The 23,793-nt window shown below is 70.2% G+C and carries 27 protein-coding genes and 4 tRNA genes; 24 read left to right on the top strand and 7 right to left on the bottom strand.

Going from position 1 to position 23,793, the window contains the following annotated elements:
- Positions 1–6 precede the first annotated feature (6 nt).
- From ACZ5GP_RS25700 to ACZ5GP_RS25680, 5 genes are all read left to right on the top strand, one after another.
- Entirely contained in the window at positions 7–1,596 is a 1,590-nt protein-coding gene (locus ACZ5GP_RS25700; RefSeq protein WP_468753038.1) for a complex I subunit 4 family protein, read from the top strand.
- Positions 1,593–3,143, top strand: coding sequence for an NADH-quinone oxidoreductase subunit N (locus ACZ5GP_RS25695; RefSeq protein ID WP_468753037.1), 1,551 nt, complete (start codon positions 1,593–1,595; stop codon positions 3,141–3,143). The genes ACZ5GP_RS25700 and ACZ5GP_RS25695 overlap by 4 nt, the downstream gene beginning before the upstream one ends.
- A 171-nt stretch (positions 3,144–3,314) precedes the next feature.
- Positions 3,315–4,178: a zinc metalloprotease HtpX gene (htpX, locus tag ACZ5GP_RS25690; protein ID WP_468753036.1), complete on the top strand. Its 864-nt coding sequence runs from the start codon at positions 3,315–3,317 to the stop codon at positions 4,176–4,178.
- Entirely contained in the window at positions 4,175–4,570 is a 396-nt protein-coding gene (locus ACZ5GP_RS25685; RefSeq protein ID WP_468753035.1) for a YccF domain-containing protein, read from the top strand. Before htpX ends, ACZ5GP_RS25685 begins: the two co-directional genes overlap by 4 nt.
- Before the next feature lie 44 nt (positions 4,571–4,614).
- Positions 4,615–5,169: an SMI1/KNR4 family protein gene (locus tag ACZ5GP_RS25680; RefSeq protein ID WP_468753034.1), complete on the top strand. Its 555-nt coding sequence runs from the start codon at positions 4,615–4,617 to the stop codon at positions 5,167–5,169.
- A gap of 83 nt (positions 5,170–5,252) precedes the next feature.
- Here ACZ5GP_RS25680 and ACZ5GP_RS25675 read toward each other — a convergent pair whose 3' ends face one another.
- Complete coding sequence (locus ACZ5GP_RS25675; RefSeq protein WP_468753033.1) at positions 5,253–6,485, bottom strand: APC family permease; 1,233 nt, start codon at positions 6,483–6,485, stop codon at positions 5,253–5,255.
- Between the two features lie 103 nt (positions 6,486–6,588).
- Here ACZ5GP_RS25675 and ACZ5GP_RS25670 point away from each other — a divergent pair, with 103 nt between their 5' ends.
- The gene (locus tag ACZ5GP_RS25670) at positions 6,589–6,855 is read left to right on the top strand and encodes a GlsB/YeaQ/YmgE family stress response membrane protein (RefSeq protein ID WP_361082853.1); all 267 of its coding nucleotides are present in this window, start codon (positions 6,589–6,591) and stop codon (positions 6,853–6,855) included.
- A 163-nt stretch (positions 6,856–7,018) separates the two neighbouring features.
- Here ACZ5GP_RS25670 and ACZ5GP_RS25665 read toward each other — a convergent pair whose 3' ends face one another.
- Positions 7,019–7,507 (bottom strand): YajQ family cyclic di-GMP-binding protein, encoded by a 489-nt coding sequence (locus tag ACZ5GP_RS25665; protein WP_358577341.1) that lies wholly within the window; start codon positions 7,505–7,507, stop codon positions 7,019–7,021.
- Positions 7,508–7,703: 196 nt separating this feature from the next.
- Between ACZ5GP_RS25665 and ACZ5GP_RS25660 the strand changes: the two genes are divergently transcribed.
- Positions 7,704–7,785, top strand: a tRNA-Tyr gene (locus ACZ5GP_RS25660).
- 126 nt (positions 7,786–7,911) lie between these two features.
- A complete protein-coding gene (locus ACZ5GP_RS25655; protein ID WP_468753032.1) occupies positions 7,912–8,124 on the top strand; it encodes a hypothetical protein in 213 nt (70 codons plus the stop codon).
- 61 nt (positions 8,125–8,185) lie between these two features.
- Here ACZ5GP_RS25655 and ACZ5GP_RS25650 read toward each other — a convergent pair whose 3' ends face one another.
- Together ACZ5GP_RS25650 and ACZ5GP_RS25645 are read right to left on the bottom strand one after the other, a co-directional pair.
- The gene (locus ACZ5GP_RS25650) at positions 8,186–8,842 is read right to left on the bottom strand and encodes an SDR family oxidoreductase (protein WP_468753031.1); all 657 of its coding nucleotides are present in this window, start codon (positions 8,840–8,842) and stop codon (positions 8,186–8,188) included.
- 367 nt (positions 8,843–9,209) lie between these two features.
- Complete coding sequence (locus ACZ5GP_RS25645; RefSeq protein ID WP_468753030.1) at positions 9,210–10,496, bottom strand: amidohydrolase family protein; 1,287 nt, start codon at positions 10,494–10,496, stop codon at positions 9,210–9,212.
- A 285-nt stretch (positions 10,497–10,781) separates the two neighbouring features.
- Here ACZ5GP_RS25645 and ACZ5GP_RS25640 point away from each other — a divergent pair.
- The 6 genes from ACZ5GP_RS25640 (at position 10,782) to ACZ5GP_RS25615 (ending at position 13,349) form a co-directional block, all read left to right on the top strand.
- Positions 10,782–10,854 (top strand) — tRNA-Thr (locus ACZ5GP_RS25640).
- A 47-nt stretch (positions 10,855–10,901) separates the two neighbouring features.
- Positions 10,902–10,974, top strand: a tRNA-Met gene (locus ACZ5GP_RS25635).
- An 88-nt stretch (positions 10,975–11,062) separates the two neighbouring features.
- Positions 11,063–11,227: a 50S ribosomal protein L33 gene (gene rpmG / locus ACZ5GP_RS25630; RefSeq protein ID WP_004571794.1), complete on the top strand. Its 165-nt coding sequence runs from the start codon at positions 11,063–11,065 to the stop codon at positions 11,225–11,227.
- 90 nt (positions 11,228–11,317) lie between these two features.
- Positions 11,318–11,782 (top strand): MaoC family dehydratase N-terminal domain-containing protein, encoded by a 465-nt coding sequence (locus ACZ5GP_RS25625; protein ID WP_358577350.1) that lies wholly within the window; start codon positions 11,318–11,320, stop codon positions 11,780–11,782.
- A 4-nt stretch (positions 11,783–11,786) separates the two neighbouring features.
- Positions 11,787–12,215 carry a MaoC family dehydratase gene (locus tag ACZ5GP_RS25620; RefSeq protein ID WP_468753029.1) on the top strand — a complete coding sequence of 143 codons (429 nt, stop codon included), beginning with the start codon at positions 11,787–11,789 and terminating at the stop codon, positions 12,213–12,215.
- A gap of 78 nt (positions 12,216–12,293) precedes the next feature.
- Complete coding sequence (locus ACZ5GP_RS25615) at positions 12,294–13,349, top strand: UDP-N-acetylmuramate dehydrogenase (RefSeq protein ID WP_468753028.1); 1,056 nt, start codon at positions 12,294–12,296, stop codon at positions 13,347–13,349.
- A 100-nt stretch (positions 13,350–13,449) separates the two neighbouring features.
- Here the strand turns inward: ACZ5GP_RS25615 and ACZ5GP_RS25610 are convergent, their stop codons facing one another.
- Positions 13,450–14,082 carry an NAD(P)-dependent oxidoreductase gene (locus ACZ5GP_RS25610; protein ID WP_468753168.1) on the bottom strand — a complete coding sequence of 211 codons (633 nt, stop codon included), beginning with the start codon at positions 14,080–14,082 and terminating at the stop codon, positions 13,450–13,452.
- Between the two features lie 93 nt (positions 14,083–14,175).
- Here ACZ5GP_RS25610 and ACZ5GP_RS25605 point away from each other — a divergent pair, with 93 nt between their 5' ends.
- Positions 14,176–14,769, top strand: coding sequence for a TetR/AcrR family transcriptional regulator (locus ACZ5GP_RS25605; protein WP_468753027.1), 594 nt, complete (start codon positions 14,176–14,178; stop codon positions 14,767–14,769).
- Here ACZ5GP_RS25605 and ACZ5GP_RS25600 read toward each other — a convergent pair.
- Positions 14,759–15,778, bottom strand: coding sequence for an adenosine deaminase (locus tag ACZ5GP_RS25600; RefSeq protein WP_468753026.1), 1,020 nt, complete (start codon positions 15,776–15,778; stop codon positions 14,759–14,761). The two genes, ACZ5GP_RS25605 and ACZ5GP_RS25600, sit on opposite strands and share 11 nt — an antisense overlap.
- Positions 15,779–15,914: 136 nt before the next feature.
- On the bottom strand, positions 15,915–17,141 hold the full coding sequence (locus ACZ5GP_RS25595) for a pyridoxal phosphate-dependent aminotransferase (RefSeq protein ID WP_358577361.1): 1,227 nt from the start codon (positions 17,139–17,141) through the stop codon (positions 15,915–15,917).
- A gap of 180 nt (positions 17,142–17,321) precedes the next feature.
- Between ACZ5GP_RS25595 and ACZ5GP_RS25590 the strand changes: the two genes are divergently transcribed.
- From ACZ5GP_RS25590 to rplL, 9 genes are all read left to right on the top strand, one after another.
- Positions 17,322–17,394 (top strand) — tRNA-Trp (locus ACZ5GP_RS25590).
- Positions 17,395–17,501: 107 nt separating this feature from the next.
- Positions 17,502–17,786 (top strand): preprotein translocase subunit SecE, encoded by a 285-nt coding sequence (gene secE, locus ACZ5GP_RS25585; RefSeq protein ID WP_358577363.1) that lies wholly within the window; start codon positions 17,502–17,504, stop codon positions 17,784–17,786.
- 77 nt (positions 17,787–17,863) lie between these two features.
- Positions 17,864–18,805: a transcription termination/antitermination protein NusG gene (nusG, locus tag ACZ5GP_RS25580; protein ID WP_468753025.1), complete on the top strand. Its 942-nt coding sequence runs from the start codon at positions 17,864–17,866 to the stop codon at positions 18,803–18,805.
- Positions 18,806–18,996: 191 nt separating this feature from the next.
- Entirely contained in the window at positions 18,997–19,431 is a 435-nt protein-coding gene (gene rplK, locus ACZ5GP_RS25575; protein ID WP_358577367.1) for a 50S ribosomal protein L11, read from the top strand.
- 88 nt (positions 19,432–19,519) lie between these two features.
- Entirely contained in the window at positions 19,520–20,242 is a 723-nt protein-coding gene (gene rplA / locus ACZ5GP_RS25570) for a 50S ribosomal protein L1 (RefSeq protein WP_468753024.1), read from the top strand.
- 159 nt (positions 20,243–20,401) lie between these two features.
- A complete protein-coding gene (locus ACZ5GP_RS25565; RefSeq protein ID WP_468753023.1) occupies positions 20,402–21,304 on the top strand; it encodes an SCO4651 family lipoprotein in 903 nt (300 codons plus the stop codon).
- A gap of 82 nt (positions 21,305–21,386) precedes the next feature.
- Complete coding sequence (locus ACZ5GP_RS25560) at positions 21,387–22,385, top strand: SCO4651 family lipoprotein (RefSeq protein WP_468753022.1); 999 nt, start codon at positions 21,387–21,389, stop codon at positions 22,383–22,385.
- Between the two features lie 262 nt (positions 22,386–22,647).
- Positions 22,648–23,178 carry a 50S ribosomal protein L10 gene (gene rplJ, locus ACZ5GP_RS25555; RefSeq protein ID WP_030782600.1) on the top strand — a complete coding sequence of 177 codons (531 nt, stop codon included), beginning with the start codon at positions 22,648–22,650 and terminating at the stop codon, positions 23,176–23,178.
- 108 nt (positions 23,179–23,286) lie between these two features.
- Entirely contained in the window at positions 23,287–23,670 is a 384-nt protein-coding gene (gene rplL / locus ACZ5GP_RS25550) for a 50S ribosomal protein L7/L12 (RefSeq protein WP_005313624.1), read from the top strand.
- Positions 23,671–23,793 lie beyond the last annotated feature (123 nt).

Below are 23,793 nucleotides of genomic sequence, written 5' to 3'. Positions count from 1 at the left end.
GCAGCCGTGATCGGTATCAGTGAGTCCGTGATGCAGTTTCTTCTGGCGTTGATCGTCGTCGGGCCGCTCATCGGCGCCGTGGCCGCCCTTCTGCCGGCGCCGCCCGGGCTGAAGGGAAAGTCACCCGACCAGGCCGTGCTCCGCCACGGTGTACTGGTGACCGGCGTCGTCCTGATCGCGGCGCTCACCCTCGCGCTCGGCTTCGACCACGACCAGCCGTCGAAGATGCAGGCCACGACCGATATCAGCTGGATCCCCGCACTCGACGTGCGCATCCATCTCGGCATCGACGGCATCTCGCTCCCCCTTCTGGTCCTGACCGCGCTGCTGACCTTCCTCTGCGCGCTCCACAGCTACTTCAAGATGCCCGCGGGCCCGTCCCCCAAGGCATTCGTCGCACTGGTCCTCGTCCTCGAGTCCGGCACCCTCGCGACCTTCGCCGTGCTCGATCTGCTGCTGTTCTTCCTGGCGTTCGAGATGGTGCTCATCCCGATGTACTTCCTCATCGCCCGCTGGGGCGGCGAGCAACGGACCCGGGCCGCCTGGAAGTTCATCCTCTACACGCTGCTCGGCTCCGTCGTGATGCTGCTGGGCCTGCTCCTGATCGGGCTCAAGTCCGGCACCTTCGACATGGTGGCACTCGCCACTGACAATCGGCTTGGGCTGACCACATCGGTGCAGGTCACGGCCGTTTTGGCGATCGGGATCGGGCTCGCGGTCAAGACGCCGATGTGGCCGTTGCACAGCTGGCTGCCGGACGCCCACACCGCCGCGCCGACCGTCGGCTCCGTGCTGCTGGCCGGTGTGCTGCTGAAGATGGGTACGTACGGGTTCGTCCGCATTCTGCTGCCCATCGCCCCCGACGGGATGCGGGAGTTCGCGCCGTACCTCGCCGCCTTCGCGGTCGTCGGGATCATCTATGGATCGCTGGCCTGCCTCGCCCTCGCCAAGCGCGGCGCGAAGGGCGACCTCAAGCGCCTCATCGCGTACTCGTCCGTCGGTCACATGGGCTTCGTCCTGCTCGGCATCGCGACGATGAGCCCGACCGGTGTGAACGGCGCCCTGTTCGCCAACGTCGCGCACGGCCTCATCACGGGCCTGCTCTTCTTCCTCGTCGGCGCCCTCAAGGACCGCACCGGCACCACCGACCTCGACTCCCTCGCCCAGGAGTCCGGCGCCGCGCTCTACGGCAAGGCCCCCCGGCTCGGCGGCCTGCTCGCCTTCGGCGCCGTCGCCTCCCTCGGACTGCCGGGCCTGGCCGGGTTCTGGGGCGAGATGCTCGCGCTGTTCGGCGCGTTCGAGCCCGCCGACGACCTGAGCCGCCCCGCCTTCCTCACCTTCATGGCGATCGCCGCCTTCGGCACCCTGCTCACCGCCGCGTACATGCTCATCGTCGTACGCCGTGTCTGCATGGGCCCGATGCCGCACACCACCGCCGAGCCCGCACCCACGGCGATCGCCGACGTCCACGGCCATGAGTTCGCCGCCTGGACGCCGCTCGTCGCCCTCACCGTCCTCGCCGGACTCTGGCCCGCGGCTCTCCTCGGCCTGACCGACCCGGCCGTGCAGAAGCTCCTCACTGGAGGCAAGTCGTGACCGTGGCCGCCGAAAGCGCCGCAAGCCTCGTCCAGTCCGTCGACTGGCTCGCGATCGCGCCGCCGACCATCGCGGCGGTCGTCGGCCTCGTCGTGCTCGTGGCCGACCTCTTCGTGGGTGACGGCAAGAAGACGCTCCTCGGCTGGATCTCCGTGGCGGGCCTTGCCGCGGCGGCCCTCGCCCTGCTGCCCCTCCTGGACGACGACCGCTCGACCTTCTGCCTGACCGGCGGCGGCACGCACGCGTGCAGCTACACCGCGGACCGCTTCACCCTGGTCATCCAGCTCCTCGTCCTCGGCGGCGCCCTGTTGGCCGCTCTGCTCTCGATGAGCACCCTGAAGGACGCCGGGAACGCCGAGGGCGAACTCCCGGCGGGGGAGTACTGGTTCCTGCTGCTGTCCTCGGCCGCGGGCGCCGCCCTGCTGCCCGCCTCACGCGACCTTGCGACGCTCGTCGTCGCCCTGGAGGTGGCCTCCCTGCCCGCCTTCGCCTTGGTGGGCCTCAAGTACGGCGACAAGCGCTCCTCCGAAGCCGCCCTGAAGTTCTTCCTCTCCTCGGTCACCGCGACCGCCGTGACCCTCCTGGGCGTCAGCTTCGTGTACGCGGCGACGGGCACCATGCACCTCACCGAGATCGCGACGAAGCTCCAGGACCCCGAGGTCACCGGCGGGCAGCTGCACACGCTCGCCCAGACCGGCGTCGCCCTGACCCTCGTCGGCTTCGCCTTCAAGGTGGCGGCCGTCCCCTTCCACTTCTGGGTACCGGACACCTACGTAGGCGCGCCCCTGCCCGTCGCCGCGTACCTGTCGGTCGTCGGAAAGGCCGTCGGCTTCACGGGGCTCATCCTCGTGACGGTCGTCGCCTTCCCCTCGTACGCGGACGTGTGGGGCCCGGTGCTCGCCGTCCTCGCGGCGCTCACCATGACGGCGGGCAACGTCGCCGCGCTGCGGCAGCAGTCCACGCGCGCGTACAGCGCGGTCCGCCTCCTCGCCTGGTCCTCGGTGGGCCAGGCCGGCTACCTCCTGGTGCCGATCGCCGCCGCCGGATACGCCGACAACGAGGCGGGCGCCGAGAAGGCCGTCGGCTCCACCGTCGCGTACGCCCTGATGTACGCCGCCGTGAACCTGGGGGCCTTCGCCGTGGCCGCGCTCGTCGGCCGCACCCAGCGCCTGAACCGCGTCAGCGACTACCGCGGCCTGTACGCGCGCAGCCCCCTGGCCGCCCTCGTACTGGCCTTCTTCCTGCTCTGCCTCGCGGGTCTGCCGCCCGGCATCATCGGCCTCTTCGCCAAGGTCACGGTCTTCTCGGCCGCGGTCGACGCGGGCCTCGGCTGGCTCGCCGTGGTGATGGCCGCGAACGTCGTGATCGCGCTCTACTACTACCTCCAGTGGACCGCGCTCCTGTTCCGCGCCCCTGAGGGCGAGCCGGTCGAGCACCGGGCACCGGTGCCGCTCACGGCGGCTATCGCGCTGACCGCCGTCCTCGGCATCGCGCTCTCCGGAGCGCCCCAGCTCGTCCTGAGGTTCTCCGACACCGGCCTCTTCTGACACCGCCCCCGGGCGCCCCCGGGGCGTCACCCGCGCGGCCTACACCCGCTCCTGAGCGCACAAGGGAACTAGTGCTCCCCGCCTGGCGTTGACCAGTACGGGAGGGTCCACTGAACAGTGGAAGCACCAGTCGACAGAGGGTTCCCCCACGCACCACCAGGAGGGCGTACCGTGCACCGCCGGCACAACGGGTTGAAGACCGCCGTACTCCTCGGGGGGCTGTCCGCGCTCATCCTTGTCGTCGGCAGTTTCTTCGGGCGCACGGGGCTGGGCGTCGGGCTCCTGGTGGCGCTCGGCACCAACGCGTACGCGTACTGGAACAGCGACAAGCTGGCCCTGCGCGCCATGCGGGCCCGCCCGGTGAGCGAATTCGAGGCCCCCGCGCTGTACCGCATGGTCCGCGAGCTCTCCACGCAGGCCCGCCAGCCCATGCCCCGCCTGTACATCTCGCCCACAGAGGCCCCGAACGCCTTCGCGACGGGCCGCAACCCGCGCAACGCGGCGGTGTGCTGCACCGACGGCATCCTGCGCCTTCTGGACGAGCGTGAGCTGCGCGGCGTCATCGGCCACGAGCTGAGCCACGTCTACAACCGCGACATCCTGATCTCCTCCGTCGCGGGCGCCCTGGCCTCCGTGATCATGTTCCTGGCCCACTTCGCCTGGCTCATCCCCGTCGGCCGGTCGAACGACAACGAGGGCCCGGGCCTCTTCGGAGCACTCCTGATCGGACTGCTCGGCCCGCTGGCGGCCTCCGTCATCCAGCTGGCCATCAGCCGTTCCAGGGAGTACGAGGCCGACGCCTCCGGCGCCCAGCTGACCGGCGACCCGCTCGCCCTCGCGAGCGCCCTGCGCAAACTGGAAGTGGGCACCAAGCAGTTGCCGCTACCGCCCGAACCCCGCCTGGAGACGGCGAGTCACATGATGATCGCCAACCCCTTCCGCCCGGGGCAGGGCATGTCCAAGATGTTCTCCACGCATCCGCCGATGGCGGAGCGCATCGCCCGGCTCGAGCAGATGGCAGGTCGCCACCAGTGAAGGCAATCCTCAACGTCATATGGCTCCTCCTCTGCGGCTTCTGGATGTTCCTCGGATACCTGCTGGCGGGCGTACTGCTCTGCGTCACGATCATCGGCATCCCGTTCGGCCTGGCCAGCTTCCGCATCGGCCGCTATGCCCTGTGGCCCTTCGGCTACACCACGGTCGAGCGCCGTGCGGCGGGAGCGCCCTCGTGCGTGGGCAACGTCCTGTGGCTGGTCCTCGCCGGCTGGTGGCTCGCCATCGGCCACCTCGTGACCGGCTTCCTCCTGTGCGTCACGATCATCGGCATCCCCCTGGGCATCGCCAACTTCAAGCTGATCCCGGTCTCGCTCCTGCCGCTCGGCCGTGAGATCGTCCGCACGGACCAGCCGTTCGCCGGGCGCTACTGACGCCGGCGGGCCGCATTGTCAGTGGCGTGGTCCACCATGAACTCATGACGGACACCGAGCAGTTGCTGGCCCGTGCCGCCGCCGCGGCGCACGCCACCCGCCCCTGGGGCTGGGACACCCTGCCCGCGCCCGTGGACGCGGACACTCTGGCCCGGGCGGAGGCCGCCCTGGGCTTTCGCCTGCCGCCGCTGCTCGCCTCGCTGTACACCCGCGTAGGCGACGGCGGATTCGGCCCGGAGTACGGCCTGTTGCCCCTGCTCGAAGAGAAGTCGTCCGGGGGAGAGCCGCCCGCCGTCGAGAAGTACCTCGGGATGCGCCACCGCGACGACTGGCACTGGCCCGAGGGCGTGCTGCCGATATCCCACTGGGGCTGCGCGATGTACGCGTGCGTGGACTGCCGTACGGACGAGTGCCAGGTGCTCCTCTTCGAGCCCAACGGCGGCGACCCCGAGCACGCCTGGTTTATCGACTCCCCGAGCCTCGCGTCCTGGCTCACCGCCTGGCTCGACGGCACCGGCTGGTACGAGGACGCCAACGACGGCGTCGAACTGCCGGCGTGGCGAGACGCCGCTGGGTGCGTGGCCCGAACACAGACGTGAGGCCTACGCGCGCGTGCCGCGGCACGGGGCCTCCGCTCCAGGCACCACCCGCCCCGGAAGCGTGCCGCCCGCCCTCACCGCCGTCAGCGCCACCGTCGTACTCCGTAGGCCACGACCCCCACCGCCAGCACCGCCCCACCGGTCAGCACGGAGGACACCGGCAGCGCGCACGCCAGCACCACGCAGCCGAGGCCGCCCACCGCGGGCACGGCACGCGCGGCGGGCGACGAAGAGAGCGTCCACGCCGAGGCGTTGGCGATCGCGTAGTACACGAGCACCCCGAAGGAGGAGAAGCCGATCGCCCCGCGCACGTCCACCGTCGCCGCGGCCACCGCGACCACCGCCCCGACGGCCGACTCCGCACGGTGCGGCACCCGGAAGCGGGGATGCACGGCCGCGAGCGCCCCCGGCAGATGGCTGTCACGCGCCATGGCCAGCGTCGTCCGCGAGACGCCCAGGATCAGCGCGAGCAGCGAGCCGAGCGCCGCCACGGCGGCGCCCACCCGCACGACGGGGACCAACCCCGCCGCACCCGCCGCCCGTACGGCGTCGGCCAGCGGCGCGGTCGCGTCGGCGAGCCCCGCGGACCCGAGGACGGAGAGCACGGCGACCGCCACGGCCGCGTACACGCACAGGGTGATGCCCAACGCCAGCGGGATCGCCCGCGGAATGGTGCGCGCCGGGTCGCGCACCTCCTCGCCGAGCGTCGCGATCCGCGCGTAGCCCGCGAAGGCGAAGAACAGCAGCCCGGCGGCCTGGAGCACGCCGCCGATCCCGCCCGAGAGCCCCACGTCGAGCCGGCCGGCCCCGGACGCCCCCGAGCCGAGACAGGCGACGACGACCGCCGCCAGCACGGCGAGCACCACCGCCACGATCCCGCGCGTCAGCCAGGCCGACTTCTGGACACCCAGGTAATTCACGGCGGTGAGCAGCACCACGGCCGCGACCGCCACCGCGTGCGCCTGTCCCGGCCACACGTACGTCCCCACCGTCAGCGCCATCGCCGCACAGGAAGCCGTCTTCCCGACGACGAACGCCCAGCCCGCCAGATACCCCCAGAACTCCCCGAGCCGCTCCCGTCCATAGACGTAGGTGCCGCCGGACGCGGGGTAGCGGGCGGCGAGGCGCGCGGACGCCGTCGCGTTGCAGTACGCGACCACGGCGGCGAGCGCGAGCCCGACCAGCAGTCCCGACCCCGCCGCGTCCGACGCGGGCCCGAGCGCCGCGAAGATCCCCGCCCCCACCATCGACCCGAGGCCGATCATCACCGCGTCGAAAACCCCGAGGGTGCGCCGGAGCTCTGGCTGCTGTGTCATGCGCCGCACCTTACGGATCACCGCAACCGTGCCACTCCGTAGAGACGTCCTCCCGGACAACAGCACACAAAAGCTCTCCGCGCGAGAAAGGCCAGGTCCTCACATGGGCGTCATCAGCTGGATCGTTCTGGGGCTGCTCGCCGGGGCCGCCGCCAAACTGCTGCTGCCCGGCCGTGACCCGGGCGGCTTCATCGGCACGACCGTCATCGGCATCGCGGGCGCCTTCACCGGCGGCTGGATATCCGCCCGCTATCTCGACCGGCCGATCGACAACCACTTCTACGACGGCGCCACCTGGGCGGCGGCCATCGGCGGCTCGCTCGTGCTGCTCGTCGCCTACCGCATCCTCTTCGGCCACTCGCGGCGCTGAGTGGCCGCTGCTCCCACTCGGGGCGCGAGGAAGCCAGGTCGGGGCACTGGCCGGGCGCCAAGAGACGCGATGGGGGCGCATCGCCGAGCTGTCCTCGGCGGTGCGCCCCCATCGCGTCCTGTGGACTCTGCCTGGCAACGTCCGCGCAGGTCGGGCCGGTTGGCTACCGGTAGTTCACGAACTGCAGCGCGAAGTCGAAGTCCTGGCCCTTCAAAAGTGCCTGCACGGCCTGGAGGTCGTCGCGGCTCTTCGAGCTGACCCGCAGCTCGTCGCCCTGGACCTGCGCCTTGACGCCCTTCGGACCCTCATCACGGATGATCTTGGCGACCTTCTTCGCGTTCTCCTGGGAGATGCCCTCCTCGATCGAGGCGAAGATCTTGTACTCCTTGCCGGACAGCTGCGGCTCGCCCGCGTCCAGCGACTTCAGCGAGATGCCGCGCTTGACCAGCTTGGACTGGAAGACATCGAGGATCGCCTTGACCCGCTCCTCGCCGCTCGCCTCCATCAGGATCTTCTCGCCGGACCACGAGATCGAGGCACCGGTGCCCTTGAAGTCGTAGCGCTGCGAGATCTCCTTGGCGGCCTGGTTGAGGGCGTTGTCGACCTCTTGCCGCTCGACCTTCGAGACGATGTCGAAACTGGAGTCGGCCATGTCCTGTGGCTCCTTGTATCGGGGTGTGCGTACTCAGCGGATACACGGCCGCCTGACGCTGGCCGCATCCGCAAAGCCTAGCCACCGCCGCCACGCCGGGTGGCGATCAATCGGGTGGCGAAGCACCCCTGTGCATCAGGTATCGTTTACGTCGTTGCCACGGAGCGCCGCGAAAGCGGGGCGAGGCAGCAACCCAGGCGGTGTGCCCGAGCGGCCAAAGGGAGCAGACTGTAAATCTGCCGGCTCAGCCTTCCCAGGTTCGAATCCTGGCGCCGCCACACGAAGGAGACCCTCCCCGACTTGCGGAAACGCAGGACGGGGAGGGTCTTTTCGTGCGTGCGGTCCTCGCCTGCACGAGGAGTTTTCATGCACTCCGCGCGCGGGGCGGGGCGCAAAATGGGGGGATGTCGTCCCGCCGTAGAAACTGCCCGGAGTGCCGCCGCGAGATCGCCGTCGTCGGCGGACGGTTCGCCCGCCACGACCCGCCCGGCGCGCGCACCAGCGGCGAGCTGGTCTCCTGCCCGGGATCCCGCCGGCAGGCCCCGCTGGGCGCCGCACAGCCCGCCCTGGACGGCTACGCGGTCCCGGACCTGCCGGGGCAGCTCCCGCTCTTCTGACCGGGCCGCCCCCGCTCGTAGGCGCGGGCCTGCCCCGTTCCTCAGAAGCCGGCGGGGAAGCTCAGTTCCCGGCGACCGACTTGACCGCCACCGACACCGGCACGGAACCGCTGATCAGCTCCAGCGTCAGCCCGGCCGTCGCCGGGGTCTCCACGAGTTCCGCGAGCACCGCGGCGACGTCGTCACGCGGCACCGGCCCGCGACCCGTCGACGCCTCCAGGCGTACCAGCCCGGTGCCGGCGTCGTCCGTCAGCATCCCGGGGCGCAGGATCGTCCAGTCCAGGGCGGCACGCGCGCGTACCTCCGCGTCCGCCTCGCCCTTGGCCCGCAGGTACGCGTCGAAGACCTCGTCGCCCTCGTGCGAGGGGTCCGCGCCCATCGACGACACCACGACGTAGCGCCGCACCCCGGCCCGCTCCGCCGCGTCCGCGAAGAGCACGGCGGCCCCCCGGTCGACGGTGTTCTTGCGGGCGGCGTCGCTGCCCGGTCCCGCGCCCGCCGCGAACACGACGGCGTCGGCGCCGCGCAGATGCTCGGCGACCTGGTCGACCGACGCCGACTCCAGGTCGCACAGCACCGGTTCGGCGCCGGCCTCTCGCAGATCGGCTTCCTGTCCGGCGTTGCGGATCAGCCCTGCGACCTCGTCACCGCGCGCGGCGAGCAAACGCTCCAGCCGCAACGCGATCTGACCATGACCTCCAGCGATGACAATGCGCATGTCTTCGACCGTACGACAGTGCGGACCCGTCCGCCGCACGCGGAGCACGCGGCTCCCGGGGATCACGCTTATGCGGGCGTTGACAGCCGCCGACGCGCGCGGCAGCGGCGCGGACGGCCATCTCGTGCCCCACGCGCGCGTGGCGCCCCGGCTGCTGCCCGGGATGCGCCCCGCTCGGCAACGGCGCCACGGGCTGCCCAGGGAGCACCCTCAGCGCCCTCGGCACCCGATCGCGATGGCGCCCAACACCCTTCCTGACGGTGCCCCATCCCCTTCCTGGCGGCGCCGCAGCCCCTTCAGGGCCGTGCCGAGCAACACCCTTGAAGGCGGCACCCCAGCACGCTCCATGACGGCGTCTCAACTCATGCTACGAGGACGTCTCGCCGCCCCTCGGCCACCCCGGGTCGTTCCCCTTGGCCCGACCCTGCCGGGGCAGATCCAGGGCCACCGCGGCCGCCGAGTCGCAGTACTCGCGCACCGCGCTGGTCCGCGCCACCACGCGCCCCCGGTGCACCACGATCCGGCTGTACGCGAGCGACAGTGCCCCCGCGAGCCGGTCGCCGCGCACCGCGAGCAACTCGGCCGGGAAACCGGCCTCCACCCGCACCTCGGGCAGCCCCATGGCCGCCCGCGCCGCCCCGCTCACCGTGTCGTAGGCGTCCTCGGGCCGCAGCCCGCACCGCGAGGCCAGCAGGTACGCGGCCTCCAGCGGATCCCCACGCCCCACAGGGTTCGAGACGTCCCGCAGGGCGCCGCTGCCCGCCGCCACCCGCACCCCGGCCGACCGCAGCAGCCGCACCGGCGCCACCCCGCGCCGCTCCGCGCTCCCGCACCCGCCCTGCGGAAGGCAGACCACCGTCACCCCGGACGCCGCCAACTGCTCGGCGGCGCGCGAGGCCACCTCCCCCGGCAGGCGTCCGAGGCCGCCGCACGGGCCCACCGTCACCCCGGCCCGCAGCCCGGCGGCCATCGCCGCGAGCCGCCCGAGGCGCGCCGGATCGTCACCGTCCGTATGCAGGTCGACGGGGCAGCCGTGCTCGGCGGCGAGTTCCAGGACCGCCTCCGTGTACCCCGTCGGGTCGGGGTCGAGATCAGGGCACCCGCCCACTACGGAGGCGCCCATTTTCACCGCGTCCCGCAGCATCGCGAGCCCGTCGGCGCCCGCGACGCCGGTCAGCAGCCGCGGTACCGCGACCGCCGCCAGGTCGACCAGGCCGCGCAGCGAACGCCGCGCCTGGAGCACCGCCTCCATCGGGCCGAGCCCCTGGACGTCACCGATCCGCACGTGCGCCCGCAGCGCGGTGGCGCCGTGCCCGAGCTGGAGCAAAGCCGCCTCGGTGGCCCTGCGCTGTACGTCGGGCACCTCGTACGAGACAGGGCCCGCCACGTCTGCCGTCAGGGCCGTGTCACCGTGCGTGTGCGGCTCCGCGGCCGCCGGCAGCAGCAGATAGCCGCCGAGGTCCACGCGCGACCCGTGCGCGGCCAGGCTGCCGGCCGTCCCGACCGCCTCGATGCGCCCGCCGCCGAGCCGGACGTCCACCGTCCTGCCGTCGGTGAGCCGGGCTCCGCAGAGCAGCAGCGACCCGGACTCGGCCGCCGGATCGGGACCGGAGGAGCCGGAGGAGTGGGGCTGCTGCGGCTGGCTGTCGGGCATCGCGTTCCTGGGGTTCGGGGGCGGCTGCTGTCGTCGAGGAGGGGCGTCAAGATCACGCAGCGTGTGCCGAGCCTAGGACGGCGACAGGCGCCCTTCGAGGAGGAGCGCAATAGTCGTACCGGTGTGGTGCCACGGGTTAGTCGTACCGGAGCGGTGCCACCGGTTGCCGACGGTTCGGATGGGGCCTCCGCGGACGCCTGAGGCGGTCGTCCAGATCCCCCCGCACGGCCCTGGCGAAACGGATTTGGGCGATCGGCGACCAACCGTGTAATGTCTTCATCGCTCGCCCCAATAGCTCAGTCGGTAGAGCGTCTCCATGGTAAGGAGAAGGTCTGCGGTTCGATTCCGCATTGGGGCTCTGATGTCGAGTGATCCTCGCCTTCGGGCGGGGGGATCCGGCATCGCAGCGGTGTAGCTCAGTCGGTAGAGCAAGCGGCTCATAATCGCTGTGTCACCGGTTCAAGTCCGGTCACCGCTACTCCTGGTAGCCGATTGTGGGGTCGGTCCTTCGATCGGCTACTCTTTTATGCGTTCATCCGTCCATCGTCCGTCCAAGGAGCACTCACGTGGCTGCCACCGACGTCCGCCCGAAGATCACGCTGGCCTGCGTGGAGTGCAAGGAGCGGAACTACATCACCAAGAAGAACCGGCGTAACGACCCGGACCGTCTTGAGATGAAGAAGCACTGTCCGCGCTGCAACGCGCACACTGCGCACCGCGAAACGCGCTGATACTCAGGCTCGTACACGAGGCCGTCCCCGATTGCTGGGGGCGGCCTCGTGTCGTTTTTACGAAAACCAACCACAGGAGGTACCGAGTCCATGGCGCTCGACCAGTCCTTCGTGGGGCGGTCCTATCCGCCCACTGATCCTTATGAGGTCGGCCGGGAGAAGATCCGCGAGTTCGCCGAGGCGGTAGGGGACACCAATCCCGCGTACACCGACGCGGAAGCCGCCAAGGCCCTCGGTCACCCCGACGTGATCGCTCCGCCGACTTTTGTGTTCGCGATCACTTTCAAGGCCGCGGGCCAGGTGATTCAGGACCCGCAGCTGGGGCTGGACTACAGCCGCGTCGTGCACGGCGACCAGAAGTTCGCCTACACGCGTCCGGTGCGCGCGGGTGACCGCCTCACGGTCACCTCGACCATCGACGACATCAAGTCGCTCGCGGGCAACGACGTCCTGGACGTCCGCGGCGAGGTCCACGACGAGGCCGGCGAGCACGTCGTGACCGCCTGGACCAAGCTCGTCGCGCGCGCGGCGGAGACCGCGACAGAGGGGGCCTGACACGATGACGGCGAAGATTTCCTACGACGACGTCGAGGTCGGCACCGAACTGCCGGCCCAGACGTTTCCGGTGACACGCGCCACACTCGTCCAGTACGCGGGCGCCTCCGGGGACTTCAACCCCATTCACTGGAACGAGAAGTTCGCGGTGGAGGTCGGCCTCCCCGACGTCATCGCGCACGGCATGTTCACCATGGCCGAGGCGATCCGAGTGGTGACCGACTGGGTGGCCGACCCGGCGGCGGTCGTCGAGTACGGCGTGCGCTTCACCAGGCCCGTCGTCGTCCCCAACGACGACAAGGGCGCCACCATCGAGGTCAGCGCCAAGGTCGCCGCCAAGCTGGACGGCAACCGCGTCCGCGTCGACCTCCTCGCCAAGAGCGGGGGCCAGAAGGTCCTCGGCATGTCGCGAGCGGTCGTGCGACTGGCCTGACGGCCACCGGATCGGGCTCCGCGCCCGTGGAAACGGCCCCGCCAGGACCGGCGGGGCCGTTCTCGTACTCTTGAGCACGTGCAGGAACTCCACGACGCCCCCCTCGCCCCGCTGACCACCTTCCGTCTCGGTGGCCCCGCGACCCGCCTGATCACCGCGACGACCGACGCCGAGGTGATCGTCGCCGTCCGTGAGGCCGACGACTCCGGGACCCCACTGCTGCTCATCGGCGGCGGTTCGAACCTGGTCATCGGCGACAAGGGGTTCGACGGCACCGCCCTGCGCATCGCCACCCGGGGCTTCGCACTCGACGGCACGAAGCTGGAGCTGGCGGCCGGCGAGGTCTGGACGGACGCGGTCGCCCGCACCGTCGAGGCGGGCCTCGCGGGCATCGAGTGCCTCGCCGGGATCCCGGGCTCCGCGGGCGCGACGCCGATCCAGAACGTGGGGGCGTACGGCCAGGAGGTCTCGTCGACGATCACCGAAGTGATCGCGTACGACCGGAAGACGCGCGAGACGGTGGTGATCGTGAACGCCGAGTGCGCGTTCTCCTACCGCCACAGCCGCTTCAAGGCCGAACCGGAGCGCTTCGTGGTCCTGCGGGTCCGCTTCGAGCTGGAGGACGCCCAAGGGATGAGCGCCCCCATCAAGTACCCGGAGACGGCGCGCACGCTCGGCGTCGAGGCGGGCGACCGGGTACCGGCCGCCGTCGCCCGGGAGACCGTCCTGAAGCTGCGCGCGGGGAAGGGGATGGTGCTCGACCCCGAGGACCACGACAGCTGGTCGGCCGGGTCCTTCTTCACCAACCCGATCCTCGGCGAGGCGGAGTTCGCGGCCTTCCACGCGCGCGTGGCGGACCGGCTCGGCCCGGACATCGCCCCGCCCGCCTTCCCGGCCGGGGACGGCCGCGTGAAAACGTCCGCGGCATGGCTCATCGACAAGGCGGGCTTCACGAAGGGCTACGGAGAGGGCCCGGCCCGCATCTCCACCAAGCACACCCTGGCCCTCACCAACCGCGGCTCAGCCAGCACCGAGGACCTCCTGGCCCTCGCCCGCGAGGTGGTCGCCGGCGTGCGGGACGCCTTCGGGGTCACGCTGGTCAACGAACCGGTGATGGTGGGCGTCAGCCTGTAGCCGGCGATCGGGCCCGAGGCCGCCCACCAGGCCAGGCCCCAGGCCCGCCGAACCGAGCCGGACGCGAACCCGCCACCGGGGTGGCCCGCCACGAGGGTGGCTAGTACGCCACCCCCACCCCCTGCCTCACCGTCGAGGGATCGCCGACCATCGCCAGCATCGCGTGTGCCACATCGGCGCGCCCGATGGACCGCCCGCTGCGCGGAGTACCGCCCACGACCCTGCGGTAGACGCCCGTCACCGGCTTGTCCCGCAGCTTCGGCGGGCGTACGGACGTCCAGTCCGTGGCGCTGCGCGCCAAGTCGGCCTCCATGGCCCGCAGATCGTCGTACACCTCCTTCAGGACCGCGCTGACCACCGCGCCCAGGGCCCGGTCGGGCAACGGCTGCCGCTCGGCCGGGGGACCGACCGGGGCCGCGCTCACCACCAGGAGCCTGCGCGTCCCCTCGGCCTCCATCGCGCCCACCACGGACCGCGTGAGGCGGGCCGCGATCCCCGCGTCCGCCCGCTTGCGCGCCCCGAGCCCGGAAAGGACCGCGTCCCGGCCGGCCACCGCAGCCCGCAGTGACGCGACGTCCCCCAGATCGGCCCGGAACACCTCCAGGCCTTCTCCCGAGGCGCTCAGCCGCGCGGGGTCACGCACCACGGCCGTGACCTCGTGGCCCGCCGCGAGGGCCTGCCGGACGATCTCGCTACCGATGCCCCCGGTCGCCCCGAAGACCGTCAGCCTCAAAGTGTTCACCACGCGCCCTCCAGGTGGGTAAGTATTCACTCACCTCTAGAGTGAGTACACGCTCACCTCACGTCAAGCCTCTTTGGACGGCACATGCAGCAGAAGCCCACCCGGGCCCGCATCCTCGACGCGGCGCACGAACTCATGCTCACCATCGGCCTCGCCCGCGCCACCACCAAGGAGATCGCCAAGTCGGCCGGCTGCTCCGAAGCGGCGCTCTACAAGCATTTCGCCGGCAAGGAGGAGCTGTTCGTGAGCGTCCTCCAGGAGAGGCTGCCCAAGCTCGGCCCGCTGCTGCACCGCCTCGCCGAGGACCCGGGGGAGCGGGGCGTGGAGGAGAACCTCACCGAGATCGCCCGGCTCGCCAGCGGCTTCTACGCCGAGAGTTTCCCGATCGCCGCATCCCTGTACGCCGAGCCCAAGCTCAAGCGGCGCCACGAGGACGCGCTCCGGGAGATGGGCACCGGCCCCCACATGCCCATCGAGGCCCTGGACGCCTACCTCCGCGCCGAACGCGCCGCCGGGCGCATCGCCGCGGACGCCGACACCTTCGCGGCCGCCTCGCTGCTCCTGGGCGCCTGCGCGCAGCGGGCCTTCGCCTACGACGCCGTGGCCGACAAACCGCAGCCCGTCGAGGAGTTCGCGGCCGCCCTCGCCCGCACGCTCCTCGCCGGCATCAGCCGCTGAGCCAGGCGTCCACCCCGGACAGCAGCTTTTCCCGTACGTCCACGGGGGCGGCCGAGCCGCGGATCGACTGCCGCGCCAGCTCGGCCAGTTCGGTGTCGTCGAAGGCGTGGTGCTCGCGCGCGATCTCGTACTGGGCCGCGAGGCGCGAGCCGAAGAGCAGCGGGTCGTCGGCGCCGAGCGCCATCGGCACCCCCGCGTCGAAGAGCGTGCGCAACGGCACGTCCTCGGGTTTCTCGTAGACCCCGAGGGCGACGTTGGAGGCCGGGCACACCTCGCACGTCACCCCGCGGTCCGCTAGCCGCTTCAGCAGCCGCGGGTCCTCGGCGGCCCGCACCCCGTGCCCGATCCGGGCCGCGTGCAGGTCGTCCAGGCAGTCCCGCACCGACGCGGGCCCGGTCAGCTCGCCGCCGTGCGGCGCCGCGAGGAGCCCGCCGTCCCGCGCGATCGCGAAGGCGCGGTCGAAGTCCCTGGCCATGCCGCGCCGCTCGTCGTTGGAGAGCCCGAAGCCGACGATGCCCCGGTCCGCGTAGCGCACCGCGAGGCGGGCCAGCGTGCGGGCGTCCAACGGGTGCTTCATGCGGTTCGCGGCGACCAGCACACGCATCCCGAGGCCGGTCTCCCGCGAGGCGACCTCGACCGCGTCCAGGATGATCTCCAGGGCGGGGATCAGACCGCCGAGCCGCGGTGCGTACGAGGTCGGGTCGACCTGGATCTCCAGCCAGCCCGAGCCGTCCCGCACGTCCTCCTCCGCGGCCTCCCGCACCAGGCGCCGGATGTCCTCGGGCTCCCGCAGACAGGAGCGCGCGGCGTCGTAGAGCCGCTGGAAGCGGAACCACCCGCGCTCGTCGGTGGCGCGCAGCTTCGGCGGCTCGGCGCCGGTCAGCGCGTCCGGGAGCCGTACCCCGTACTTGTCGGCGAGTTCGAGCAGCGTGGCGGGCCGCATGGACCCGGTGAAGTGCAGGTGCAGATGGGCCTTGGGCAGCTCTCGTATGTCTCGTACGCGCTCCATTGGAGGATCTTGCCGTACGCACCAGGTGTGCCGGTAGCGCCATCCCCCCTTCGTGGCCTCCTCCGAACGAAGAAACGGGCCGCCTCTTCAAAAGAGAGACGGCCCGCACGCGCGCGTGGAGCGCTGCCGGACGAGGTCAGTCGCGGGCCTCCGCCAGCAGCTTCTGCAGCCGCGAGACGCCCTCGACGAGGTCCGCGTCACCGAGCGCGTAGGAGAGCCGCAGATAACCGGGCGTCCCGAAGGCCTCACCCGGGACCACCGCGACCTCGGCCTCCTCCAGGATCAGCGCGGCCAGCTCCACGGAGTCCTGCGGGCGCTTGCCGCGGATCTCCTTGCCGAGCAGGCCCTTCACCGAGGGGTAGGCGTAGAAGGCGCCCTCGGGCTCGGGGCAGACGACGCCCTGGATGTCGTTGAGCATCCGCACGACGGTCTTGCGGCGCCGGTCGAAGGCCTCCCGCATCTCCTCCACGGCGACCAGGTCGCCGGAGACGGCCGCGAGCGCGGCGGCCTGCGCGACGTTGGAGACGTTCGACGTGGCGTGCGACTGGAGGTTCGTCGCGGCCTTCACGACGTCCCGCGGGCCGATGATCCAGCCGACCCGCCAGCCGGTCATCGCGTACGTCTTGGCGACGCCGTTGACCACGATGCACTTGTCGCGCAGCTCGGGAAGGATCGCGGGGAGCGAGGTGAACCGCGCGTCTCCGTAGACGAGGTGTTCGTAGATCTCGTCCGTCATGACCCACAGGCCGTGCTCGACGGCCCAGCGGCCGATCGCCTCGGCGTCGGCCTCGCTGTAGACGGCCCCCGTGGGGTTGGAGGGCGAGACGAAGAGCACGACCTTCGTGCGCTCCGTGCGGGCGGCCTCCAGCTGCTCGACGGAGACGCGGTAGCCGGTGGTCTCGTCGGCGACGACCGGGACCGGGACACCGCCGGCGAGACGGATCGACTCCGGGTACGTCGTCCAGTAGGGGGCGGGGACGATGACCTCGTCGCCCGGGTCGAGGATCGCGGCGAACGCCTGGTAGATGGCCTGCTTGCCGCCGTTGGTCACCAGGATCTGCGAGGCGTCCACCTCGTACCCGGAGTCGCGCAACGTCTTCGTGGCGATGGCCGCCTTGAGCTCGGGGAGGCCGCCGGCCGGGGTGTAGCGGTGGAACTTCGGGTTCTTGCAGGCCTCGACGGCCGCCTCGACGATGTAGTCCGGAGTGGGGAAGTCGGGCTCACCCGCGCCGAAGCCGATCACCGGCCGCCCGGCGGCCTTGAGGGCCTTGGCCTTGGCGTCGACGGCGAGGGTCGCGGACTCGGAGATCGCGCCGATGCGCGCGGACACCCGGCGCTCGGTCGGAGAAGTTGCAGCGCTCATGGCCCCATCGTTCCAGACCTGACAGGCGCCCGGTGCGGTGGTTTCCAAGAGCGTCACGGCCCTATCTGTTCGACGGAGGGCCGTGGACCACGTACACTCACTGCTCGTTGGCCCTCACCGGCCGCTCCCTCTCGACGCACTCCGTGCACTTGGGCGGATGCGGTAGGTTGGGGAAATCAAAGGGTCGTAGCTCAATTGGTAGAGCACTGGTCTCCAAAACCAGCGGTTGGGGGTTCAAGTCCCTCCGGCCCTGCTACACACTCCTTCGCCAGGATGTGTGCGCATGTACGTACTGCATTGCACCGCCGTGCGGCTCAACCGGGCGCGGCACGGCCACGACCCGGAATCAGGTGAGGACGAGTGACGGACGCCGTGGGCTCCATCGACAAGCCTGATGCCCAGGACGAGGCGCCGGAGTCCAAGAAGGCCCGCAAGGGCGGCAAGCGCGGCAAGAAGGGCCCCTTCGGCCGTCTCGCGCTCTTCTACCGCCAGATCATCGCGGAGCTCCGCAAGGTCGTCTGGCCGACTCGCAGTCAGCTCGCGACCTACACCTCCGTGGTGATCGTCTTTGTCGTCATCATGATCGGTCTTGTGACCGTGATTGACTATGGCTTCAGCCACGCTGTCAAGTACATCTTCGGCTGAGCCGAGAGCGAAGGGCGCCGTTCCTGGCGCCCCTTTCGCGCGTTCCACCCCTCTGTATCCAGGAAGAAGCAGCCACCGTGTCTGACCCGAACCTGAACGACGCCGTCGAGCCTCGCGGAGAGGACGCGGAGTCCGTGGAGGACCAGCTCGACATCGTCGAGGCGGCGGACGCCGAGGAGCCGGATCAGGCCGAGGCCGCCGACGCCGCCGCGGGCGTGCCCGCCGAGGAGGCTGCCGTCCACCTGGAGGGTGACGCCGAGGCCGTCGCCGAGTCCGAAGAGGACGAGGCCGCCGAGATCGACGCCGCCGAGGCCGACGCCGACGAGGAGCCCGCCGAGGACGAGGCGTCCGACGACGCCGAAGCCGCCGAGGAGGAGCCCGTCGAGGAGGAGTCCGAGCCGGTCGACCCGATCGTCGCCCTGCGCGAGGAGCTCCGCACCCTGCCCGGCGAGTGGTACGTCATCCACACCTACGCCGGTTACGAGAACCGCGTGAAGACCAACCTGGAGCAGCGCGCCGTCTCGCTGAACGTCGAGGACTTCATCTTCCAGGCCGAGGTGCCGCAGGAAGAGGTCGCCCAGATCAAGAACGGCGAGCGCAAGACCATCCGGCAGAACAAGCTCCCCGGCTACGTGCTGGTGCGCATGGACCTGACGAACGAGTCGTGGGGCGTCGTCCGCAACACCCCGGGCGTCACCGGCTTCGTGGGCAACGCCTACGACCCGTACCCGCTGACCCTGGACGAGATCGTCAAGATGCTCGCCCCCGAGGCCGAGGAGAAGGCCGCCCGCGAGGCCGCCGAGGCCGAGGGCAAGCCGGCTCCGGCCCGCAAGGTCGAGGTCCAGGTCCTGGACTTCGAGGTGGGCGACTCGGTCACCGTCACCGACGGCCCGTTCGCGACGCTGCAGGCGACGATCAACGAGATCAACGCCGACTCGAAGAAGGTCAAGGGCCTCGTCGAGATCTTCGGCCGCGAGACCCCGGTCGAGCTCAGCTTCGACCAGATCCAGAAGAACTAGCCGGCGGCCCTCGCGGCCGCCCCGGTCTCCTCTGGAACACATGCCTCCGAACAGGTCAGACGGGCTGCCAAAGCCGGTCTGACCTGCTCGGTTTTTAGCCGCACGACTATACCCGTTATCGTTGTGCGGTATGCCTCCATCCGGATGACCGGATGGTTGGCTGAAACTCTCACTAGGACCCGGAGAGAGCTATGCCTCCCAAGAAGAAGAAGGTCACGGGGCTGATCAAGCTCCAGATCCAGGCTGGTGCCGCCAACCCGGCCCCGCCGGTCGGCCCCGCGCTGGGCCAGCACGGCGTCAACATCATGGAGTTCTGCAAGGCCTACAACGCCGCGACCGAGTCGCAGCGTGGCTGGGTGATCCCGGTGGAGATCACGGTCTACGAAGACCGTTCCTTCACCTTCATCACCAAGACGCCGCCGGCCGCCAAGATGATCCTCAAGGCCGCTGGTGTCGACAAGGGCTCCGGCGAGCCCCACAAGACCAAGGTCGCCAAGGTCACCGAGGCGCAGATCCGCGAGATCGCGCAGACCAAGATGGAAGACCTCAACGCCAACGACCTGGACGCCGCGTCGAAGATCATCGCCGGCACCGCCCGTTCCATGGGCATCACGGTCGAGGGCTGAGCTTCCTCCCCCGTCTGACCTTTCTCCGTGGTAGGGCCAAGCGCTGGCCCGCACCACAACTCCGTACCTGAACACACCAGGAGCAGAAGTGAAGCGCAGCAAGACTCTCCGCGCTGCGGACGCCAAGATCGACCGGGAGAAGCTGTACGCCCCGCTCGAGGCCGTCCGTCTCGCCAAGGAGACCTCCGCGACCAAGTTCGACGGCACCGTCGAGGTCGCCATGCGTCTGGGCGTCGACCCGCGCAAGGCCGACCAGATGGTCCGTGGCACCGTGAACCTCCCGCACGGCACCGGCAAGACCGCCCGGGTCCTGGTCTTCGCGACCGGTGACCGTGCTGCGGCCGCGGAAGCCGCTGGAGCCGACATCGTCGGCGCCGACGAGCTGATCGACGAGGTCGCGAAGGGCCGCCTGGACTTCGACGCCGTCGTCGCCACCCCGGACCTCATGGGCAAGGTCGGCCGCCTCGGCCGCGTGCTCGGTCCGCGTGGTCTGATGCCGAACCCGAAGACCGGCACCGTGACCCCCGACGTCGTGAAGGCTGTCAACGACATCAAGGGCGGCAAGATCGAGTTCCGCGTCGACAAGCACTCGAACCTGCACTTCATCATCGGCAAGGTGTCCTTCGACGACACCAAGCTGGTGGAGAACTACGCCGCGGCCCTGGAGGAGATCCTCCGTCTGAAGCCGTCGGCCGCCAAGGGTCGCTACATCAAGAAGGCCGCCATCGCCACCACGATGGGCCCCGGCATCCCGCTGGACTCGAACCGCACCCGCAACCTCCTCGTCGAGGAGGACCCGGCCGCCGTCTGAAACTGACGGCAGCCGCGTCGCGCACGCGTTCTGTGGACGGGCCCCGCAACCTTTCGAGGTGCGGGGCCCGTCCTGTTTGTGTACAAGCGTTTCGGATACGTCTGTCAACGGGCCCGCGTCGGTGCGCGGGCCTTCCATGAGACCAAGGGGTGGGACGAGATGGACAGTGGGACCATGCGGCGTACGGGCCTGTCGATCGCGGTGGCGGCCGCGCTGACGGGCCTCGCGGCCTGCGGATCGGGCGATGACGGAAGCTCCGCCGACAAGGCCGGGGGGACGAAGGACAAGGGCGGCATCAAGGTCAGTCCGATCGCCGCGCTGCGCAGCGTCGACTCCAGCACGGACGAGGCGGACACCGCTCGGGTCGAGGTGAGCACCGTCATGGGCTCGCAGATATCGACCGACATGAAGGGCGTCATGGGCTGGTCCGACGGCCTCACCGGCGATGTCCGGGCGACCATCACCGGCGGTACGCAGGCCGCGCAGATGAAGCAGCTCGGGCAGACCAGGATCGACTACCGCTACCTGAAGAACGGCTTCTACGCGAACATGGGCGACAAGTTCGCGGCCCAGGCGGGCGGGGGCAAGCACTGGATCGAGTACGACTACGAGACGCTGGAGGAGATGTCCGGCGCCGCGGGGACGGCCCTGAAGGACCAGGCGCAGAAGACCACGCCGAACCAGTCGGTGAAGATGCTGCTGGCCTCCGGCGACGTGCGGCGCGTCGGCAAGGAGAAGGTCAGGGGGACCGAGACGACCCACTACCGGGGGACCGTCGACATCGCCGACTTCACCGGCAAGAACGCCGACCTGGACGAGCGGCGGATGACGGAGCTGAAGCAGCAGTTCCGGCAGGCCGGGATGAACACCGAGACGATCGACCTCTGGGTCGACGGCGACAACCTGCTCGTGAAGAAGGTCGAGAAGGCGGACATGAAGACCGGGGCCTTCTCCCAGACCGCCTACTACAGCGACTACGGCACGCCCCTGTCCGTGGAGAAGCCGCCGGCCTCCGACACCGTGAGCTTCAAGGACCTGATGAACAAGCAGCCCGCCGGATAACCCACGGGCCCCGGGTCCGGCCTCTCCGGTACTCTCAGCTACCGGAAAAAGATATCGATCATATGTTCCTAGGGGTGGGGTCATGACTGCTGGTGTGATGGGTGGAGGCCGGGGACGGCGCGTGGTGGGCGGCGTCTTCGCCACCGTGCTGCTCTGTACCGGGGCGGTGGCCTGTTCGGGCGGGGACGGGAAGTCGGACAAGGCGGGCCCGGGCGAGACGCAGACCCGCTCGCAGGTGACCGACGTCATCACGGCCGCGTACAAGAAGACCGCCGCCGCCAAGTCGGCCAAGGTCGAGATGACGATGTCCACCCCGCCCGGCAAGACGGCCAAGGCGATGGGCGGCGCCGGCGAGATGAAGATGTCCGGTGTCATGGGCTGGGACCCGACCGTCATGGACGTGACGATGAAGGGCTCCGCACTCACGGAGGGTGACCCGGACGCCCCCAAGCAGGTCCGGATGCTCTGGCGCGACAACGTGATGTACATGGACATGGGCGCCGCCGCGGCCAAGGACATGGACGGCAAGCGCTGGATGAAGATGGACCTCAACTCCATCGCCGAGCAGGCCGGCGACGAGAAGCTCGCCCAGCAGATGACCGGCGGCCTGGACAGCATGAGCCAGGACCCCGCGCAGCAGCTCGCGATGCTCCTGGACTCGCCGAACCTCAAGCACCTGGGCCCCGCGAAGGTCGACGGCGTGCAGACCCAGCGCTACAAGGGCCGGCTCACCGTCAAGGAGATGATGGAGACCAACAAGGAACTCAAGAAGGTCCTCGGCGAGAAGGAGCGCGAGCAGCTCTTCAAGAACGTCGAGAAGTCGGGCATCAAGGGCTACGACACCGAGGTCTGGGTCAACGAGGACGACTACCCGGTCCGCATGGACATCGACATCAAGACCCCCGAGGGCACGGTCAAGACCTCGCAGACCTACTCCGACTACGGGGCGGCCGCGAAGGTCACGCCGCCGCCGGCCGGGCAGACGTTCGACCTGATGGAGATGTTCAAGGAGCTCGGCAAGAGTGGCGTCGGCGGTGGCGGCGGCGCCGAGGCCGGGACCGCGGCCGAGAGCGGCTTCTGACCGGATTTGCTTGACGAGGACCCGTTCGCGTACGCTTCCGAAGAAGCCAAAGACCGCTGGTCGTTGCTGTGTTCTCTCCCGAGTGTGCAGTGGCCGAAGGATCCGCTGAAACTGCGGACGACCCGCGTAGGTGACCGTGGAAGTGCTCCCGGACGGGATTCTCGTTCGGTGGAGCTCACGCCCCGTGCGCCTGCGCCGGGGCGTCTCGTTTTTCCCAGCCCCTTCTGAGCGGTCCTCATCACCCGGAAGGAGGCCGACGCTCATGCCGACGCCCGACAAGGCTGCCGCGGTAGCCGAGCTCACGGACAAGTTCCGCAGCTCGAACGCCGCCGTGCTGACCGAGTACCGGGGTCTCACCGTGGCCCAGCTCAAGCAGCTGCGCCGTTCCCTCGGTGCGAACTCCGAGTACGCCGTGGTGAAGAACACGCTGACCAAGATCGCGGCCAACGAGGCCGGGATCAACACGCTGGACGACCTGTTCACGGGTCCGACGGCGGTCGCCTTCGTCACCGGTGACCCGGTGGAGTCGGCGAAGGGTCTTCGTGACTTCGCCAAGGAGAACCCGAACCTCGTCATCAAGGGCGGTGTCCTTGACGGCAAGGCGCTGTCCGCCGACGAGATCAAGAAGCTTGCGGACCTCGAGTCCCGCGAGGTTCTGCTCGCCAAGCTGGCGGGCGCCATGAAGGGCAAGCAGTCCCAGGCTGCCGCGCTCTTCCAGGCGCTTCCCTCGAAGTTCGTCCGCACCGCGGAGGCGCTTCGTGCCAAGAAGGCCGAGCAGGGCGGTGCCGAGTAATTCGGCTCGCACACTGACCGCCGCCTGAGGCGACGGTCACCGCGGGCCAAACGTACGCCCGCCTCCATATACACCCGGCACCCGCCGAATTAGTGGAAGGACGCCATCATGGCGAAGCTGTCCCAGGACGACCTGCTCGCGCAGTTCGAAGAGATGACCCTCATCGAGCTCTCCGAGTTCGTGAAGGCCTTCGAGGAGAAGTTCGACGTCACCGCCGCCGCCCCGGTCGCCGTTGCCGCCGGTGGCGCCGCTGCCGCCCCGGCCGAGGCCGAGGCCGAGCAGGACGAGTTCGACGTCATCCTCACGGGCGCCGGCGAGAAGAAGATCCAGGTCATCAAGGTCGTGCGTGAGCTGACCTCGCTGGGCCTGAAGGAGGCCAAGGACCTCGTCGACGGCACCCCGAAGCCGGTCCTCGAGAAGGTCGCCAAGGACGCCGCGGAGAAGGCTGCCGAGTCCCTCAAGGCTGCCGGCGCCTCCGTCGAGGTCAAGTGACCTCACGAGTCGTCTGACTCTCTTCACCGCACGTACGGCGGAAACGCTGTAACGCGCGGGACGCCAAGGGCGATCACCCATGTGGGTGGTCGCCTTTCGGCGTTCCCGGGACGTGCGCGAGGC

This window comes from Streptomyces sp. NPDC031466 (genome assembly GCF_055581265.1).
Note: the sequence above shows the minus strand (reverse complement) of the source record. Positions and strands in the feature narration are given on the sequence as shown.

What these genes read in the sequence shown, in the direction of transcription:
- ACZ5GP_RS25680 (WP_468753034.1), top strand. Translation starts at nt 4,615, where the DNA reads ATGACGGACACCGAGCAGTTGCTGGCCCGTGCCGCCGCCGCGGCGCAC.
- ACZ5GP_RS25675 (WP_468753033.1), bottom strand. Translation starts at nt 6,485, where the DNA reads ATGACACAGCAGCCAGAGCTCCGGCGCACCCTCGGGGTTTTCGACGCG.
- ACZ5GP_RS25670 (WP_361082853.1), top strand. Translation starts at nt 6,589, where the DNA reads ATGGGCGTCATCAGCTGGATCGTTCTGGGGCTGCTCGCCGGGGCCGCC.
- ACZ5GP_RS25665 (WP_358577341.1), bottom strand. Translation starts at nt 7,507, where the DNA reads ATGGCCGACTCCAGTTTCGACATCGTCTCGAAGGTCGAGCGGCAAGAG.
- ACZ5GP_RS25655 (WP_468753032.1), top strand. Translation starts at nt 7,912, where the DNA reads ATGTCGTCCCGCCGTAGAAACTGCCCGGAGTGCCGCCGCGAGATCGCC.
- ACZ5GP_RS25650 (WP_468753031.1), bottom strand. Translation starts at nt 8,842, where the DNA reads ATGCGCATTGTCATCGCTGGAGGTCATGGTCAGATCGCGTTGCGGCTG.
- ACZ5GP_RS25645 (WP_468753030.1), bottom strand. Translation starts at nt 10,496, where the DNA reads ATGCCCGACAGCCAGCCGCAGCAGCCCCACTCCTCCGGCTCCTCCGGT.
- ACZ5GP_RS25625 (WP_358577350.1), top strand. Translation starts at nt 11,318, where the DNA reads ATGGCGCTCGACCAGTCCTTCGTGGGGCGGTCCTATCCGCCCACTGAT.
- ACZ5GP_RS25620 (WP_468753029.1), top strand. Translation starts at nt 11,787, where the DNA reads ATGACGGCGAAGATTTCCTACGACGACGTCGAGGTCGGCACCGAACTG.
- ACZ5GP_RS25605 (WP_468753027.1), top strand. Translation starts at nt 14,176, where the DNA reads ATGCAGCAGAAGCCCACCCGGGCCCGCATCCTCGACGCGGCGCACGAA.
- ACZ5GP_RS25600 (WP_468753026.1), bottom strand. Translation starts at nt 15,778, where the DNA reads ATGGAGCGCGTACGAGACATACGAGAGCTGCCCAAGGCCCATCTGCAC.
- ACZ5GP_RS25595 (WP_358577361.1), bottom strand. Translation starts at nt 17,141, where the DNA reads ATGAGCGCTGCAACTTCTCCGACCGAGCGCCGGGTGTCCGCGCGCATC.
- rplK (WP_358577367.1), top strand. Translation starts at nt 18,997, where the DNA reads ATGCCTCCCAAGAAGAAGAAGGTCACGGGGCTGATCAAGCTCCAGATC.
- ACZ5GP_RS25565 (WP_468753023.1), top strand. Translation starts at nt 20,402, where the DNA reads ATGGACAGTGGGACCATGCGGCGTACGGGCCTGTCGATCGCGGTGGCG.
- ACZ5GP_RS25560 (WP_468753022.1), top strand. Translation starts at nt 21,387, where the DNA reads ATGACTGCTGGTGTGATGGGTGGAGGCCGGGGACGGCGCGTGGTGGGC.
- rplJ (WP_030782600.1), top strand. Translation starts at nt 22,648, where the DNA reads ATGCCGACGCCCGACAAGGCTGCCGCGGTAGCCGAGCTCACGGACAAG.
- rplL (WP_005313624.1), top strand. Translation starts at nt 23,287, where the DNA reads ATGGCGAAGCTGTCCCAGGACGACCTGCTCGCGCAGTTCGAAGAGATG.